Annotated in this window: 15 protein-coding genes and 1 pseudogene; 8 read left to right on the top strand and 8 right to left on the bottom strand. The window is 70.8% G+C overall.

All coding sequences use genetic code 11. The features are described 5' to 3' along the window. The 3 genes and pseudogenes from ACWDSL_RS45715 to ACWDSL_RS45705 form a co-directional block, all read right to left on the bottom strand. Positions 1 to 262 (bottom strand): annotated as a pseudogene (locus tag ACWDSL_RS45715) (hypothetical protein); the annotation flags it as partial. After that, entirely contained in the window at positions 144 to 548 is a 405-nt protein-coding gene (locus ACWDSL_RS45710; RefSeq protein ID WP_450494682.1) for a transposase, read from the bottom strand. The gene ACWDSL_RS45710 and the pseudogene ACWDSL_RS45715, both read right to left, overlap by 119 nt. Before the next feature lie 15 nt (positions 549 to 563). Then, a complete protein-coding gene (locus ACWDSL_RS45705) occupies positions 564 to 1,418 on the bottom strand; it encodes a class I SAM-dependent methyltransferase (RefSeq protein WP_450494680.1) in 855 nt (284 codons plus the stop codon). A 62-nt stretch (positions 1,419 to 1,480) separates the two neighbouring features. On the opposite strand from ACWDSL_RS45705, the gene ACWDSL_RS45700 reads away from it, so the two are divergent. Then, entirely contained in the window at positions 1,481 to 2,125 is a 645-nt protein-coding gene (locus ACWDSL_RS45700; RefSeq protein ID WP_450494678.1) for a TetR/AcrR family transcriptional regulator, read from the top strand. Here ACWDSL_RS45700 and ACWDSL_RS45695 read toward each other — a convergent pair. Both ACWDSL_RS45695 and ACWDSL_RS45690 read right to left on the bottom strand, forming a co-directional pair. Continuing rightward, complete coding sequence (locus ACWDSL_RS45695) at positions 2,114 to 2,722, bottom strand: NUDIX hydrolase (protein ID WP_450494676.1); 609 nt, start codon at positions 2,720 to 2,722, stop codon at positions 2,114 to 2,116. The two genes, ACWDSL_RS45700 and ACWDSL_RS45695, sit on opposite strands and share 12 nt — an antisense overlap. Before the next feature lie 63 nt (positions 2,723 to 2,785). Continuing rightward, entirely contained in the window at positions 2,786 to 3,505 is a 720-nt protein-coding gene (locus ACWDSL_RS45690) for a hypothetical protein (RefSeq protein ID WP_450494674.1), read from the bottom strand. Positions 3,506 to 3,791: 286 nt separating this feature from the next. Between ACWDSL_RS45690 and ACWDSL_RS45685 the strand changes: the two genes are divergently transcribed. From ACWDSL_RS45685 to ACWDSL_RS45670, 4 genes are all read left to right on the top strand, one after another. Next, a complete protein-coding gene (locus ACWDSL_RS45685) occupies positions 3,792 to 5,447 on the top strand; it encodes an FAD-binding dehydrogenase (protein ID WP_450494673.1) in 1,656 nt (551 codons plus the stop codon). Between the two features lie 114 nt (positions 5,448 to 5,561). Then, positions 5,562 to 6,431, top strand: a complete 870-nt coding sequence (locus ACWDSL_RS45680) for a molybdopterin-dependent oxidoreductase (RefSeq protein WP_450494671.1) — start codon at positions 5,562 to 5,564, stop codon at positions 6,429 to 6,431. Then, the gene (locus ACWDSL_RS45675) at positions 6,415 to 7,116 is read left to right on the top strand and encodes a cytochrome b/b6 domain-containing protein (RefSeq protein WP_450494669.1); all 702 of its coding nucleotides are present in this window, start codon (positions 6,415 to 6,417) and stop codon (positions 7,114 to 7,116) included. The genes ACWDSL_RS45680 and ACWDSL_RS45675 overlap by 17 nt, the downstream gene beginning before the upstream one ends. A gap of 443 nt (positions 7,117 to 7,559) precedes the next feature. Beyond that, complete coding sequence (locus tag ACWDSL_RS45670) at positions 7,560 to 8,489, top strand: glycoside hydrolase family 6 protein (protein WP_450494667.1); 930 nt, start codon at positions 7,560 to 7,562, stop codon at positions 8,487 to 8,489. A 9-nt stretch (positions 8,490 to 8,498) separates the two neighbouring features. Here ACWDSL_RS45670 and ACWDSL_RS45665 read toward each other — a convergent pair whose 3' ends face one another. Continuing rightward, positions 8,499 to 10,334 (bottom strand): glycosyltransferase family 2 protein, encoded by a 1,836-nt coding sequence (locus ACWDSL_RS45665; protein ID WP_450494665.1) that lies wholly within the window; start codon positions 10,332 to 10,334, stop codon positions 8,499 to 8,501. Between the two features lie 279 nt (positions 10,335 to 10,613). Between ACWDSL_RS45665 and ACWDSL_RS45660 the strand changes: the two genes are divergently transcribed. Beyond that, positions 10,614 to 11,798 carry a glycosyltransferase gene (locus ACWDSL_RS45660; protein ID WP_450494663.1) on the top strand — a complete coding sequence of 395 codons (1,185 nt, stop codon included), beginning with the start codon at positions 10,614 to 10,616 and terminating at the stop codon, positions 11,796 to 11,798. On the opposite strand, the gene ACWDSL_RS45655 is transcribed toward ACWDSL_RS45660, so the two are convergent. After that, on the bottom strand, positions 11,758 to 12,699 hold the full coding sequence (locus ACWDSL_RS45655) for an AraC family transcriptional regulator (protein WP_450494683.1): 942 nt from the start codon (positions 12,697 to 12,699) through the stop codon (positions 11,758 to 11,760). The two genes, ACWDSL_RS45660 and ACWDSL_RS45655, sit on opposite strands and share 41 nt — an antisense overlap. Before the next feature lie 8 nt (positions 12,700 to 12,707). Then, entirely contained in the window at positions 12,708 to 13,001 is a 294-nt protein-coding gene (locus tag ACWDSL_RS45650) for a LacI family DNA-binding transcriptional regulator (protein ID WP_450494661.1), read from the bottom strand. Positions 13,002 to 13,844: 843 nt separating this feature from the next. On the opposite strand from ACWDSL_RS45650, the gene ACWDSL_RS45645 reads away from it, so the two are divergent. Beyond that, positions 13,845 to 14,606: an AfsR/SARP family transcriptional regulator gene (locus ACWDSL_RS45645; RefSeq protein WP_450494660.1), complete on the top strand. Its 762-nt coding sequence runs from the start codon at positions 13,845 to 13,847 to the stop codon at positions 14,604 to 14,606. 96 nt (positions 14,607 to 14,702) lie between these two features. Continuing rightward, on the top strand, positions 14,703 to 15,413 hold the full coding sequence (locus tag ACWDSL_RS45640; protein ID WP_450494659.1) for an AfsR/SARP family transcriptional regulator: 711 nt from the start codon (positions 14,703 to 14,705) through the stop codon (positions 15,411 to 15,413). The last annotated feature ends 46 nt before the right edge of the window (positions 15,414 to 15,459 follow it).

Here is a 15,459-nt window from a genome sequence, read left to right as displayed (position 1 = left end):
CCGGGCCGGCGGGGAAGGAGACGATCGAGAGGTTGGAGACGTTGCCGTCCACCCCGCCGATCCGGTCCAGGGCGGCGGCCCGCTGCCGCATCTGGTGTACGGCCGGGGCGGTGTAGCCGGGGCCGAGGATCATCAGGCGGGCCTCATAGGCCCAGCCGCCCCAAGCGCCCGGCTTGCGGCGGCGGACAAGGTCCACCTTGTGCCAGCGGCCGGGGCCTGCGAGGAAGTGTTGTAGTGCCCGGCGGGTGGCGACACGGTTCAAGGTGACCGTGCAGCACGTCTACAACCTCAACAGCGGTCGCGCCGACTCCCCCCGTCTGCGTCGGGCGCACCCCACTGTGGCCGGTGGACCGGCTCCACGCGTGGCGGGCAGCGCACCCGAAGCGTTCTGGTAGCTCACGCCACTGCACCCCGGTGCCCAGCCGGTGAATGATCCCGTCGATTACTTGGCGGTGGTCCCTCCACCGGCCGCACCGATTGTTACTCGTCGGCAGCAGGGGCTCCAGCAGAGCCCACTCGCCATCCGTCGGATCCCCCCTGCTGATCACGTCTGGAACGACGGATCACTTGATCGACGGGTTGTGTGTCGGCGATGCGGTGACGATCCACACGGACCCAGGGATGCAGACACCGTCGGTGGTCTCGAACTCTGTGAGGGCGTCGTGCACTTCGGCACGGATACGGGCAATGGTCGTTGGGGCGACATCGCGCAGGTTGTAGCGCGTCGGGCCCATGGCGAAGATGAAGTCGGCAGCGTCGCCCGCGTTGGCGCCAAAGATCATGGGAGCCTCGGCGGGGGCTACGTCGATGTCGGTGAACCCGGCGGCGGCGAGCACCTGGTGGATGCGCGCGGGATCGAGGAGAGATCCCATCCCCCTGGCGGCGGGGGATGCCTCGCGCAGAAACGGTGAGAGTGCGGCGGTCGCACGGGCGTAGGCGCTGTCCGGGCCCCCGGGCTGCGGGCCGAGGAACGCGAGCCGGCCGGCTGGCGCGAGCGCGTGCCGGAGATGGGTGAAAGCCGCGATGTGGTCGGTGAAAAACATGACACCGCCCCTGCTGAGGAGGACGTCGAACCCGCGGTCGGGGAATGGATGCACCTGGGCGTCACCCTGCTCGAAGGTGACATTGTCGATACCTTCCGCGAGGGCGTCGCTGCGGGCGCGTTCCAGCATGGGCGCGGACAGGTCGATTCCGACGACGCTTCCGCCGCACGCCTGTTGTGCGGCGATACGCGTGGTCTGGCCGGTGCCGCAGCCGACGTCAAGGACCCAGTCGTGCGCGGCAATACTCGCCGCGGCGAAGAGGGGGGCGTTGAACCCGCCCATCATCGCGTTGTAGCGCTCGGGGTGTTCGGCCCAGTGGATACCCTCCCAGTCGTTCCATGCCTCTGCCTGCTGACGGTTGGCGATGGCGTGCATGGCTCACTCTCCGTTGACTAGAGTTGACCTCTAGAGGTGCACTCTAGATATAGACTCCAGTCATGAGTGAGGTCAAGGGGAAGCGGGGCGACAAGGCCCGGGAGACACGGCGGCGGATCATCGACGCGGCGGGTGCGCTCTTCGTCGAGCAGGGTTACGGGGCGACCAAGCTGCAGGAGATCGCCGACCGGGCGGGCGTGGCGGTGCAGACCATCTACTTCGTCTTCCGGAACAAGCCCTCGCTGCTCAAGGAACTGGTCGATGTTGCGATCGCGGGCGACGACGAACCTGTGCCGACGATGGATCGGCCGTGGTTTGCCGAGGTCACGGCTGGGCCCACCGCCGAGTCCGCGCTGGCCGCGCTGGTCGCCGGCACCCGCAGGACGCTCGAACGTGTCGCGGCCATCAACGAGATGGTCCGTGCCGCGGCAGCGACCAACCCGGAAATCCGGGAGTTGTGGCCGGATCAGACCGACCCACGGTACGTGGTGGTCTCGACAGCCGCGAAGGCTCTGCTAAAGATGCCCGGCGCCAGCCCCGCCATTTCCGCCGGAGAAGCGGCGGACATCATCTACGCCTTGCTCAGTCCGGAACTCTTCCTTGTCCTGACTCGCGACCGCGCGTGGCCGCCGGACAATTGGGAGCGATGGGCGTACGACACCCTCTGCTCTCAGCTGCTGGTCAGGAGGCAGAACCTAGCTCCCTGATCGTGATCGGGGAGGCAGACCCCAGGGCTCGTCGGGACCCTCCGGACCTGCCGGAGACCGACCCTGGTGGCGCCACTCCAGCAGCCGCCGATAGGCCTCCGTGCCGTCGGGCACCCATGCCCACTCCGCCAGCCGCCGCCCCAGCTCCTCCTCGCTCAGAAAGGAGTGCCAGGCGATCTCCTCGGCCTGCGGGGCGACCGGGAGTTCGCAGCGGACCTCGTAGATCCGCGACCACCAGGTGTGCTCGGGCGTGTCGTAGAGGAAGGAGAACAGTGGCGTCGGTGCGGGCAGCCCGGACACCCCCAGCTCCTCCTCGGCCTCGCGCAGCGCCGCCGTGTCGTACGACTCGCCCGCGCCGACGACACCGCCGACGAACATGTCGTACAGGGAAGGGAAGACGAGTTTGTTGGCCGTGCGGCGGTGTACGAAGATCCGGTCCGCGCCGTCCCGGGTCAGCACGAAGACGGTCCGGTGGCGCAGTCGGCGGGCCATGGTGTCGGCGCGCCGGGCCTGGCCCACCACCCGGTCCCGCTCGTCCACGATGTCCAGCAGCTCATCGGCGGAACGCGGTTCCTGCGGCGGCTCCATGTCAGACATGCGGCCATCCAAGCAGAACGGCAGTACGGGGGAAACGGAGGCTTATGCAGCAAGGGGGCGCGGTCAGCGCCGCTGTCCTCCGCCCGGGTGCCCCGGGTAGCCCGATCCGCCGTGGTGGCGCCCCCCGCGGCCGGACCCGTCGTAGCCGGAGCCGTCATAGCCGGACCCGTCTTGCCCGGAGCCGTACCGGTCCGCCCACTCCTGCGCCCAGCGGGCCGCCTCCTCCCGGTCCCGCTGCCAGTCCTCGGCGGTCCGCCCCTGGCCTCCCCACTGGGACGGCCAAGAGGGGCGCGTCGGCTGCTGGGTGCGGGCCGGGGGCTGGGTGGGCGCCGTGGCCGGGGCCTTGGGCTGTGTGGTCGGGACGCTGGGGGCCGCCGTGGGCTCGGCGGTGCGCGAGGCGCCCGGCAGCGGCTTGGCGCCGGCCACCGCGTCGGCCACCGGGACGGCGTCGTCCGCGCTCGCGTCGGGCGCCGACGACGGCGCGTCGTGTACGGGCGCGGCGGCGGCCTGGCGGCCGTCCTTGCCCAGCATCAGGAAGAGCGCGGTGGCGGCGCCGGTGGCGGAGAGCAGAATCGCCCCGGCCGCGGCCTTGCGCCGGTCACTGACGGGGCGTCGGCGGGCGTGCCGGGGGCCGACCACCTCACCCCGCAGCACCTGCGGCCCCTCCTCGGCGCAGGACCCGGAGAGCTCGACGGGCTGCGGGCCGGGAGTGACCAACGTAGGACTCACCACGCGCTTGTCCGCGCTGTGCGGTCGCGTGGGAGAAGGATGGTGGTCAGCCATGGTGCTTGATGATGCCCGCCCGCCGAACCCGCTGTCCATCTCGGCGATCGATTGTCCCCTTTATTGGCGTTACGTCTATTGGCGTTACGTCGCACAAGGCGGCGCGGGGCGGGAGTTGGGGCCCGCGGCCGGGCGCCCTGAAGCTCGTGGCGGGGCGCCGCCCGCCCGGCGGGTTGACGCCATACCGGCCGGTAGGCAGGATCGACCGACACCACTGGTGCCCGGGCACCACGGCCCGGCCGCCGGTTCTCCTGCGCGCTCCTGACAGAACGGGACACCAGAAACCATGGCGTACGACGCGGATGTGATCGTGGTCGGGGCGGGGCTCGCGGGCCTGGCGGCCACGGCCGAACTCGCCGACGCGGGCCGCAAGGTGATCCTGCTGGACCAGGAGCCGGAACAGTCCTTCGGCGGCCAGGCCCACTGGTCCTTCGGTGGCCTCTTCCTCGTCGACTCGCCCGAGCAGCGCCGGCTGCGCATCCGTGACAGTCGCGAACTGGCCTGGCAGGACTGGCTGGGCACGGCCGGGTTCGACCGCGAGGAGGACCTCTGGCCGCGCCGCTGGGCCGAGGCGTACGTGGACTTCGCGGCCGGGGAGAAGCGGGCTTGGCTGCACGCCCAGGGGCTGCGGCTGTTCCCGCTCGTCGGCTGGGCCGAGCGCGGCGGCTACGACGCGACCGGGCACGGCAACTCCGTCCCCCGCTTCCATGTCACCTGGGGCACCGGCCCCGGCGTCGTCGCGCCCTTCGAGCGCCGGGTGCGGGCCGCGGCCGCCCGCGGCCTGGTCCAGCTGCGCTTCCGGCACCGGGTGACCGGTCTTTCCCGCAGTGCGGGCGCCGTCGACACCGTCACCGGCGAGATCCTGGAGGCCAGCGACGCCGAGCGGGGCGCCCCCAGCAGCCGCGAGGTCACCGGCGCCTTCGAACTGCGCGCCCAGGCGGTGATCATCACCTCGGGCGGGATCGGCGGCAACCACGAACTCGTCCGCCAGAACTGGCCCGAGCGGCTTGGCACCCCGCCCGAGCGGATGCTCTCCGGTGTCCCCGCGCATGTGGACGGCAAGATGCTGGGCGTCGCGGAGGCGGCGGGCGGGCGGCTGATCAACCGCGACCGGATGTGGCACTACACCGAGGGCATCGAGAACTGGAACCCCATCTGGCCCCGGCACGCCATCCGCATCCTGCCCGGCCCCTCCTCGCTGTGGTTCGACGCCCGCGGCAAGCGGCTCCCGGTGCCGCTGTTCCCCGGCTTCGACACCCTCGGCACGCTCGAACACATCATGCGGACCGGCTACGACTACACCTGGTTCGTCCTCACCCGGAAGATCATCGAGAAGGAGTTCGCGCTCTCCGGCTCCGAGCAGAACCCGGACCTGACCGGCAAGAGCGTCCGCGATGTGCTGAACCGCGGGCGGGGCGGGGCCCCGGGCCCGGTCCAGGCGTTCATGGACCACGGCGCGGACTTCATCGTCGAGAAGTCGCTGACGGGCCTCGTACGGCGGATGAACGAACTCACCAAGGAGCCGCTGATCGACGAGGCCGAGCTGCGCCGCCACATCGTCGCCCGCGACCGGGAGATCGCCAACCCCTACACCAAGGACCTCCAGATCACGGCCCTGCGCGGCACCCGCAAATACGTCGCCGACCGCCTCATCCGCACCGCCGCCCCGCACCGCATCCTCGACCCCAAGGCGGGCCCGCTGATCGCCGTACGCCTCAACATCCTGACCCGTAAGACGCTGGGCGGCCTGGAGACCGACCTGTCCGCGCGGGTGCTGACCGAGGGTGGGGAGCCGCTGCCCGGCGTGTACGCGGCGGGCGAGGCGGCCGGGTTCGGCGGCGGTGGCGTCCACGGCTACCGCTCCCTGGAGGGCACCTTCCTCGGCGGCTGTCTCTTCTCCGGCCGTACGGCGGGCCGCGCGGCGGCGGAGGCGGTGGGGTAGGGCGGGCGGTGGGGCAGGGCGGGGGCGCCGACTTCTGACGGAAGTCTGACGGAAGTCTGACGAAAGGCCGAAGAGCCTGGCGTCCGGCGCCCCCGGAGTGCTCTCATCGAGGACATGGACCGCAATCCCGGCGCCGCGGAGCACCCCGCCGCCGACCCGGACACCACCGACCCGGGTGCCCCAGAACCAGGCCCCGCCGCCGACCGGGCCACCGTCGACCCGGACACCGTCGACCCGGACACGACCGACCCGGCTGCCACCGACCCGGACACCGCCACCGACCGCGGCGCCCCCGTCGGCCGGCGTGTCGTCCTCGGCATGCTCGCCCTGGGCGCGGGCGGCATGGCCGCCGCGCCCTGGCTGCAGCGCCGCCTGGAGAAGTTCCTGGCCGTGGCGGCGGAGAACGACCCCACCGGGGTGACCGGGCTGCTCCCCAACGGCGGTGGGTTCCGCTACTACTCGGTGACCTCCTCCGTCCCCCACAAGAACGCCGAGAACTACCGCCTCACCGTCGGCGGACTTGTCGACAAACCCGCCCGCTACCGGCTCGCCGACCTCCGCGCGCTGCCCCAGCACCGCATCGTCCACGACGTCCAGTGCGTCACCGGCTGGCGCGTGCCGCAGACCCCCTTCGAGGGCGTACGCCTGGCCACGCTGCTGGATGCCGCCGGGGTCCGCCCGGGGGCCGGGGCCGTCCGCTTCACCTGCTTCGACGGGGCGTACAGCGAGAGTCTGACCCTCGAACAGGCCCGCCGGGACGACGTCCTGGTCGCCCTGCGGATGCGGGACGAGCCGCTGGGCCACTCCCACGGCGGCCCGGTGCGGCTGTACGTCGCCCCCATGTACTTCTACAAGTCGGCGAAGTGGCTCTCCGGTATCGAGGTCACCCGCGAGGTACGGCCCGGCTACTGGGAGGACCGCGGCTATGACGTGGACGGCTGGGTCGGCAAGTCGAACGGACGCGACGATGCCCCCACCACCTGACGCGCACCGCGGTGGCCCCGCCCCCGTACGCCGCGCCCCCGTAGGCCCCGCCGCACGCGCCCGCACCGGGCCCCGCCCCCGCGTGGCCCGGTTCACCCCGGCCGAGCGGTGGATCCACCGCACCACCGCCGTCCTCCTGGGCGCCTGTGTGGTGAGCGCGGCCTGTCTGTATCTGCCGCAGCTCGCCGAACTCGTGGGCCGCCGCGCCCTGGTGGTCACGGTGCATGAGTGGACCGGCATCCTGACCCCGGTCCCGACGCTGCTGGGCCTGGTCTCCCGCGCCTTCCGCGCCGATCTCTCCCGCCTCAACCGCTTCGGCCCGCACGACCGCCGCTGGCTGCGCGCGGTGCTGCGGCGCGACGCGCGTGAGGGGGCGCGCCCGGCGGGCAAGTTCAACGCCGGGCAGAAGCTGTACGCCGCCTATATCAGCGGCGCCGTACTGGTGATGGCGGGCACCGGGCTGCTGATGTGGTTCACCGATCTGGCCCCGCTGGTCTGGCGCACCAGCGCCACCTTCGTCCACGACTGGCTGGCGCTGGCCGTCGGCATCGTGCTGCTCGGGCACATCGGCATGGCGCTCGGCGACCCGGAGGCCCGGCGCGGTATGCGCACCGGAACGGTCGACCGGAGGTGGGCTGCCCGCGAACACCCGCTGTGGCGGGTCGGTGAGGACCGCGACGGGTAACGACCTGGGGTGCGGTAGGGATCGGCGTCGCGACGCCCGGCACGGCCGCCCGCGGCGTTGCCGAAAGGCCCAAGTAGCTCCGCTACGAGGACCTTCCGGCGCCTTGCGCTCGACCGCACCGGACGCCGCTCCTTCTCCCGATCCCCACCGCACCCCAGGTCGTAAGTCTCACGGCCCTTTCCGAAATTCGCCCCGATGGCGGCGGGGCAACACAAGCGTGAATTGAAAGCCGCCGCCCGTTCCCGATGCCATGATGCGACACGTGCCGTCAATTCCAAGGCCGGGAAACTCCGGGGAAAAGGTGTGCTCGAATGGCCGAGCAAGGGCTCAGGAGAGCCATCGCGCGACACTGGGCGCCGCTTGCGGGAAGTGCCGCCGCGCTCCTCGCGCTGAGCGGATGTCTCGGCACGTCAGGTGGGTCGGACCGGCAGAGCGGGCTATGGGTGAACCCGGACAATCCCGCCGCTCGGCAGGCCCGTGAGCAGCGGCGCGCGGGCCGTTACGCGGAGGCGGAGCTCATGCGGCGGATCGCCGACGAGCCGATCGCCGAATGGCTCGGTCCGCATCCGCGCGAACGGGTACGGTTCCTCACCGAATCCGCCGCGCGGGAGCACCGTACGCCGGTGCTGGTCGCCTATCACATTCCGTACCGGGACTGCGGAAGCTACTCCCGGGGCGGGGCGGAAAGCGACGCCGAATATCTGGACTGGATCCGTGAGATCGTCTCCGGAATCGGCGAGAGAAAGGCGATTGTCGTATTGGAGCCCGATGCGATTGCTCAGGTGGTCGACGGCTGCGTTCCCAAGCCGCTGCGTGCGCCGCGGCTGGCCCTGCTGCGCGACGCGGTCGCCATGCTCTCCGCGATGCCCGCCACCCGGATCTATCTGGACGCCGGGAACCCGGGGTGGATCAAGGACACCGAGCGGCTGGTGGAACCGCTGATGAAAAGCGGCATCGACCAGGCGGACGGCTTCGCCCTGAACGTCTCGAACTTCCAGCCGACGCCGGTGACCCGCGCCTACGGCCGCCGGCTGTCCCTTCAGCTCGGCAGGGTCCACTTCATCATCGACACCAGCCGCAACGGCAACGGCCCGCTCACCTCCCTCAGGGGCGAGGGCGACGACGGCAAGAGCGGTGACATGGGCGCCGTGCGCTCCGCCACCGACGGCCAGGAGAGCTGGTGCAACCCCCCGGGGCGGGCTCTGGGAGATCCCCCGAGCACCCGTACGGGGGACCCCGCCATCGACGCGTATCTGTGGATCAAGCGCCCGGGCGAGTCCGACGGGACCTGCAACGGCGGTCCGCCCGCGGGCCGTTGGTGGACGGAGTACGCGCTCGACCTGGCCCGTAACGCCAACCTGCGCGAAAGGTGACCACAAGCGTCAGTGGGCCTCGGCGCGGGCGGTCGGCACCGCCGGGGCGGTGCGCCGGCCGCGCCGCGTGAGCAGCAGCCCGCCGGACCAGATGGCCATCGGCGCCAGACACAGCGCCAGCGCCAGCATCGCCCAGGTGCGCATCGCGGCGTGGGTGTGGCCCAGGAACAGCGAGGCGACCAGCGAGCCGCCGAAGACCGCGGCCCACACCAGATGGATACGGAAGGTGGACAGCCGGTCGGCGCTGGAGGAGTCGCCCTTGGGCGTGACCACGAACCGGCTCTTGCGCCGCAGCAGCGCGTCGCACAGCGACTTGGCGTAGATCGGGGCGGACAGCGCGGAGAGCAGCATCCCCGCCACCCCGCCGGAGCCCTCCGGTTCGTGCGGGGAGACGTTGTGCCGGCGGTTCCAGATGTACAGGCCGATCTGGAGCGCCGCGGCGTCGCTGTAGAGCATCATCCACATCTCCGCCGGGATGTGGATCCCGGACGCGCCGAGCACCAGGAACAGCGCGCAGGACAGGGCCGACAGGATCCAGTTGAGCGCGGTCATCGGGTAGTACGCGATCATCAGCGAGTAGTTGAGCAGCTTCCCCGGGGACAGTGTGAACGGCGCCTTCCAGAACTGCTTGAGCACCGTCTCGTAGGTGCCGCGGCTCCAGCGCAGCTGCTGGGTGAAGAAGTCCGTCCAGGTGCTCGGGCCCTCCCCGACGGCCAGTACGTCCGGGGTGTAGACCGAGCGCCACTTCTTCCTGGTGACGGGGTTGCGGCGGCGGTGCAGTTCGAAGCCGGTGGCCATGTCCTCGGTGATCGAGTCGTACAGCCCGCCGATGCTCCGCAGCGCGGCGATGCGCACCGCGTTGTTGGTGCCGACGAACATCGGCCCGCCATAGGCGTTTCCGGCCCGCTGGATCAGCGCGTGGAAGAGGAACTGCTGGCTCTCGGCCGCCTTGGTGACGGCCGTATCGTAATTTCCGTACACCTGCGGACCGACCACGAAGGCGACATCGGGATCGCGGAAGTAACCCATCATGCGCTCGAGGAAGTTGGGCAGCGGCACATGATCGGTGTCCACACAGGCCATGAATTCATAGTCGTCGCCATGGGCGTCCAGCCAGGCGTTGTAATTCCCGTGCTTGGTCTTGGCGCGGAAGGAGCCCTTGGGCTGATTCCATTTCTCGATGCCCTTGCGGGAGAAATGCCGTACGCCGAGCCGGGCGCACAGCTCCTTGGCCTCCTCGTCGTTTCCCTCGTCGAGCAGCCATACGTCGAGCCCCCCGGCGTGTCTGACCTGAATCGCCCCCTCCAGCGTCGCCCGGACCATGTCGATCGGCTCCTTGCCGGGGACGAAGCTGGTCAGGAACGCCACCCGGGTCCCGGGCTCGGCGGTCACCGGCACCGGGTCGCGGGCCACCAGCGTGGCGTGCGCGTTGGAGACCACGGTGAACAGGCGGAACGCCTCGATCAGCGCGATCGAGAACAGCATCGTCCGGTCCGCGGCCGTCTCCCAGCCCGTCACACCGTCGCGGTGCACCCAGTGCTGGGGCTGCAGCAGCCACAGCAGCAGCAGCGCCGAGCACACCGGCGCGGCGCACAGCAGCAGCGCCGCCCGGACCCGGTGCGGCTCCTGCGCCAGCAGGCTCCGGCAGCGCACCCGGTACGGGCGGCCGGGCGGGGGCTGGGTCAGCGGGCCCGCCAGCTGGCTGTACCGCTTGTACTCATAACTTCCGTTCGGGCCCTGGCGGCAGGGGGCCATCTCGTGGTGCGCGGGCCGCGCGGGAGGGGGAGCGGTGCTGGGCGCGGCTCCCTTCCCGGCCGTGTCTCTGACGGGGGTAGGTGCGGACATCTGGGCACTCCCGCGGGTCGTCGGGACGCAATATCGCGCGGCGATGACCCGGACGGCCTACATTCGTCATGTCATCGCGCGAGATGAGAAGGTAACAATCCGCTGGGGAATGGCTGTGCAAATCGGATTTTCGGCGCGCCCTCTCGCGCCTCACCAATGTGCCGATCGGGCCGCCACTCCGACGGCCTATCGCCGCGCGTCTTACGTGATTTACATCCCGCCGTCTGTCATGGTCGGACGTGATTCAGCGTGCTACGGAAGACGGGGCCCGGTCGCCCGATGAGAGTGCTGCACATCATCTCGCGCCTCGGCGCGGGTGGCGCCGAACAGCAACTGCGGCTGCTGCTGCGCCACCTGCCCGCCCGCTGTGATGTGCTCACCCTGACCGCGCCCGGCGCCGCCGGCCATGGCATCCGGGCGGACGGTGTGCCCGTCACCCATCTGCCGATGGGCGTCCGCGACCCGATGGGGACGGCCCGGCTGGCGCGGTTCATCCGCGGCGGCGGCTACGACCTGGTGCACACCCATCTCTACCGGGCCTGTGTCCACGGCCGGATCGCCGCCCGGCTGGCGGGTGTCGGCGCCGTGATCGCCACCGAGCACAGCCTGGGCGAGCGCCGTATCGACGGCCGCCCGCTCACCGTCGGCACCCGCGCCCGCTATCTCGCCACCGAACGCCTGGGCTCGGCGACCGTCGCCGTCTCGGCCGCCGTCGCCGACCGGCTGCGTGGCTGGGGCGTCGCCAACCACCGTATCCACCTGGTGCCCAACGGGCTGGACGCCGGCCACTTCGACTTCACTCCGGCCGCCCGCGCCGCCGCCCGCGCCCGCCTCGGCATCCCCCCGCAGGCCTTCGTCGTCGGCGGCGTCGGCCGGCTGGTGGCGGCCAAGCGCTTCGATGTGGCGCTGCGGGCCGTCGCCGAACTGCCCCAGGCTCGGCTGCTGCTGGTCGGGGACGGGCCCGAGCGCACCGCGCTGCGCGACCTGGCCGCCTGGCTCGGGGTGGCCGACCGTATCCGGCTGCTCGGCGAGCGCGACGGGGCGGTGGCCGGGACCGGGGACCGGCCCGCGGACATCCCCGGGCTGCTGGCCGCCATGGATGTGTTCGTCGCGCCGTCCGCGGAGGAGGCGTTCGGGCTTGCCGCCGTGGAGGCCCTGGCGGCCGGGCTCCCGGTGCTCCACGGCGTCTGCCCGGCCCTCGACGAACTGCCGCCCGGCGCGGCCCCCGGCGCCCGCCGCATCGGCCCCGGCGCCGCCGCTCTGGCCGACGCCCTGCGCGAGCGGGCCGCCGCCGGCCCCGTACGGCACCCGGTGCCCACCGCCGTCGAGCGCTACGACATCGTCCGCACCGCCCGCCGACTGGCCCTGCTGTACGAACGCTCCGTCAGCTGCGGGCCCGACGGCTGTGCCCGCGGCCCCGCTGTCACCCTGCGCTGGCCGCGGAGCGGTGCTCCCGCGGGCTGACCCCGCGCACCCGCTTGAAGGCGGCGCTCAGCGCGAAGGGGCTGCCGTAGCCGACCCGCCGGGCCACCGCCCCGAGGGTGGCGTCCGGCTCCCGCAGCAGATCGGCGGCCAGATCCAGCCGCCAGCCGGTCAGATACGCCATCGGCGGCTCGCCGACCAGCTCGGTGAACCGGCGTGCCAGCACCGCGCGGGAGATCCCGGTCTCCGCCGCCAGCAGCGCCACCGTCCACGGATGGCCCGGGTTGTTCTGCAGCAGCCGCAGGGCGCGGCCGACCACCGGGTCGCCCAGCGCCCGGTACCAGGCCGGGGCCCGCGCCTCGGGCCGCGCGAACCACGCCCGCAGCACCGAGATCAGCAGCAGATCCAGCAGTCGGTCCAGAACGGCCGTCTGGCCCGCCTCCTCCTTGACGATCTCCTCGCCGAGCCACGGCAGCAGCGGCGAATCGCATGCCTCACGCCCCAGCACCAGCAGCGGGGGCAGCGCGTCCAGCAGCGGCCGGCTGATCTCCCCGTCCATCCGGTACGTGCCGACCAGCATCGTCGCCGCACCGTGCTCGCTGTTGCCCCAGGTGCGCACGCCCAGCGCCATCCGCTCCGCCAGGTCCTCGCCCGCCGCGGTGCGGCACACCTCGCCCGGCAGGATCCACGCCTGGGGCTCGGTGGCCGGATCACCGGCCACCGTGTACGGATCGGGGCCGCGCGCGACCGCGACATCCCCCGGACCGAGCCGCCGCGCCTCGCCCCGGTCCGGGACCACCCACGCCTCACCGCGCGCCACGGTCATCACACACAGCGGGGCCCGGTCCTCGATCCGTACCGACCAGGGCGGGTCCATCACCATCCGGAGCAGAAACGCCCCCCGGGCCCTCGGCCCGTCCAGCAGACCGGCGAGTGGATCCATCACGCCCGCTACCGCCGGTCGAGGGCGGCCGTCGAACCCCGTACCACCAGATGGGTGGGCAGCACCCGCTGCGGGGGCTGCCCGCCCTCGGCGGCCCCGGTCACCCCGCCGTCGAAATGCGGCGCCACGCTTCCCACGAGCGGCAGGAACCCGGGGTCGCTCGGGGACTCCAGTCGGTCGGCGGCGGCCCGCACCCGCTCGCGCGTCACAGGGCTCACCGCCCCGCCGGGCGCCAGGGCCCGCGACACGGTGGACGGGGACACCCCCGACGCCTTCGCGACGTCCCGAATCGTCACCTGCACGCCCCGAGGTTGACACCCTGTTCCACCGGCGTCAATCGCCGTCAGCCGCGGTCGACATCGAGCTGCTCGCACGGAGCACGATCCGGTGGGCGATGATGCCGCGATGTAGGCCCCGCCATGACATCCCCGTATGCGAATCACGGAACCGCTGGTTATGGCGCACGACATGTCCCGAGCAGCGTTCGTTCTCGGACTTTTTCCTAAAGTTGATCTAATCGAAAGTGCTTGCGAGGTGGTGCCGAGTACGCCGAGCCGGAGTTCGCCGAAGATTGCGGGGCCGATCGATGGCGCGTGGCGACGCGGCGGATGACGGCCAGGTTACGGCTATGGGTCACTGGTCGACGAATCACCCTAAATACCTGTTTGGTTGTGGGTCTATCGACCCTCACACTGGCGCGCGTCTCGCGGTTAGGATGCGTTCGATGCTGCCCCTTCACGAGCACTGTTGCCGGTTGTTCTCCCATTTGAGGCGACCGGTGTCCGTGGTGCCGGTCGCAGCGCAGCGGCATGAGTCAGCGTGACCGCCGACCGCAGGGCACGCCGTTCGATCTCCGTGGAAAGACGACCCTCACCTGACGGAATATCGACCTGGGGGACATGTTGTATTCGTGTGTCGAAAGTGTAGAGGCGGCTTGGTTCCGTCTGAGATGTCGTCGGCACGGGTACAATTCACCGCTGGGGTCTGAAGCGCGACCATAAAGCTTCGGCGCTCACTGCGTGTAGGCCACTTATTCGAAAGCACGTTCAAAATCGGGGTGAATGTCGAATGCTGGCCATTTTCGATGGCAAAAGAAAATCCCCTTGCTCTGAGGAGGTCCCGGCGACAGCGGGAGGTCACCTGGTATGAGGTACGAGATTCTTTGCCCGTTACGCGTCGTCGACGGTTCGTCGATCACCTCACTCAGCGCCCGGAAGATCGAGGTGCTGCTCGCGGCCTTGCTGGTGCGTGCGGACGAGGCGGTGAGCAGCGTAGACCTCGTGAAGGAGATCTGGGGCACCCGCGCACCGCGCCAGGCCATCGCGACGCTCCACGTCTACGTGTCCCAGCTCCGCAAGTTCCTGAAACGGCCCGACCGGGCCGAGAGCCCCATCGTGACCGCGCGCGGTGGGTATGTCCTGCGACTGGGCACGGACGAGCTGGACTTTCACATCTTTGAGGATCTGATGCGCCAGGGGCGGGCCGCGCGGCGGGCCGGGCGCACCCAGGAGGCGTGCGAGGCTTACGAAGAGGGGCTCGCCCTCTGGCGCGGTCCGGTCCTTGAGGACCTGCGCGACGGGGCGATCATCAACGGTTTCGTGTGCTGGGCCGAGCAGGCCTGGCTGGAGTGCGTCGAGGCGTTTGTGGACGCCGGCCTGGAACTCGGCCGCCACCGGGAGTTCGTCAGCTTCCTCTACGGGCGGATCGAGGAGCTCCCGCTGCACGAGGCGTTCTACCGTCAGCTCATGCTGGCGCTCTACCGTTCGGGGTGCAGAGCCGACGCCCTGAGCGTCTATCAGTCGGCACGGACCGTGCTGAGCGAGGAGCTCGGGCTGGAGCCGTCGGTCACTCTCAAGCGGCTGCATCAAGCCGTTCTCGTCGACGCCCCGGAGCTCGAAGCGGCCTAGTCGGCGAATGTACCGGGGTGGGGACAGGGGTAATTCGGTACCGACCGAGTACAGGGGGAAAATTCAGTGCGGTACGAGATATTAGGGCCTCTCCGGGTGGTGGACGAGAAGGGCAGCTCGCTGCTCAGAGCGCAGAAACTCGCCACCGCCCTGGCGGTACTGCTGATCCGATCGGACCAGGTCGTGATGGCGGAACAGATCAGCAGGGAGATCTGGGGGAAGTTGGCTCCGCAGCGCACCACCGCAGGTATCTATGTCTGCATTTCACGGCTTCGCAAGTTCTTGAGCCGGCCGGGCCAGCAGAACCCCATCATCACGCGCCCCGGCGGATACATGTTGCGCCGGGCGTCGGGCGAATGTGACTTCGATGTCTTCCAGCGGCTGGTCACGGACGGCCGCAGACTCAGCAGGTGTGGGGAGCCCGCGAAGGCGGCGGGCTGCTTCGAGCAGGCGCTGGCACTCTGGCACGGCCCGGTGTTCGGCAACGTCCAGATCGGGCCGATCGTGGCGGGTTTCCTGAAGCGGCTGGACGAGATGCGCATCGAGTGCGCGGAAATGTCTGCGGAGGTATATCTCGAACTCGGCCGCCATCAGGAACTCGTCGGCCGACTGCGGTCTCTCGTCGACGAGTTCCCGCTCCAAGAGACGTTCTACCGGCAGCTGATGCTGGCCCTCTACCGATCGGACCGGAAGTCCGAGGCGCTCGGCATCTACGAGTCCGCCCGGCGGGTCCTGGACCGGGAGCTGGGTCTCGAGCCCGGTAGGAAGCTCAGGGAGCTGCGCCACACGGTTCTCGCCTCGACCTGACGGACAGGCCGTGCTCGCCGGGGGCTTTCTCGCGCGCGGCGCGAGA

Source organism: Streptomyces sp. NPDC000941, assembly GCF_053599555.1.
This window is presented reverse-complemented; position numbering and strand designations above follow the sequence as displayed.

Excerpts from the sequence above, each read along its gene's own strand:
- ACWDSL_RS45705 (WP_450494680.1), bottom strand. The coding sequence starts at position 1,418 with ATGCACGCCATCGCCAACCGTCAGCAGGCAGAGGCATGGAACGACTGG.
- ACWDSL_RS45700 (WP_450494678.1), top strand. The coding sequence starts at position 1,481 with ATGAGTGAGGTCAAGGGGAAGCGGGGCGACAAGGCCCGGGAGACACGG.
- ACWDSL_RS45695 (WP_450494676.1), bottom strand. The coding sequence starts at position 2,722 with ATGTCTGACATGGAGCCGCCGCAGGAACCGCGTTCCGCCGATGAGCTG.
- ACWDSL_RS45690 (WP_450494674.1), bottom strand. The coding sequence starts at position 3,505 with ATGGCTGACCACCATCCTTCTCCCACGCGACCGCACAGCGCGGACAAG.
- ACWDSL_RS45685 (WP_450494673.1), top strand. The coding sequence starts at position 3,792 with ATGGCGTACGACGCGGATGTGATCGTGGTCGGGGCGGGGCTCGCGGGC.
- ACWDSL_RS45680 (WP_450494671.1), top strand. The coding sequence starts at position 5,562 with ATGGACCGCAATCCCGGCGCCGCGGAGCACCCCGCCGCCGACCCGGAC.
- ACWDSL_RS45675 (WP_450494669.1), top strand. The coding sequence starts at position 6,415 with ATGCCCCCACCACCTGACGCGCACCGCGGTGGCCCCGCCCCCGTACGC.
- ACWDSL_RS45665 (WP_450494665.1), bottom strand. The coding sequence starts at position 10,334 with ATGTCCGCACCTACCCCCGTCAGAGACACGGCCGGGAAGGGAGCCGCG.
- ACWDSL_RS45660 (WP_450494663.1), top strand. The coding sequence starts at position 10,614 with ATGAGAGTGCTGCACATCATCTCGCGCCTCGGCGCGGGTGGCGCCGAA.
- ACWDSL_RS45655 (WP_450494683.1), bottom strand. The coding sequence starts at position 12,699 with ATGGATCCACTCGCCGGTCTGCTGGACGGGCCGAGGGCCCGGGGGGCG.
- ACWDSL_RS45645 (WP_450494660.1), top strand. The coding sequence starts at position 13,845 with ATGAGGTACGAGATTCTTTGCCCGTTACGCGTCGTCGACGGTTCGTCG.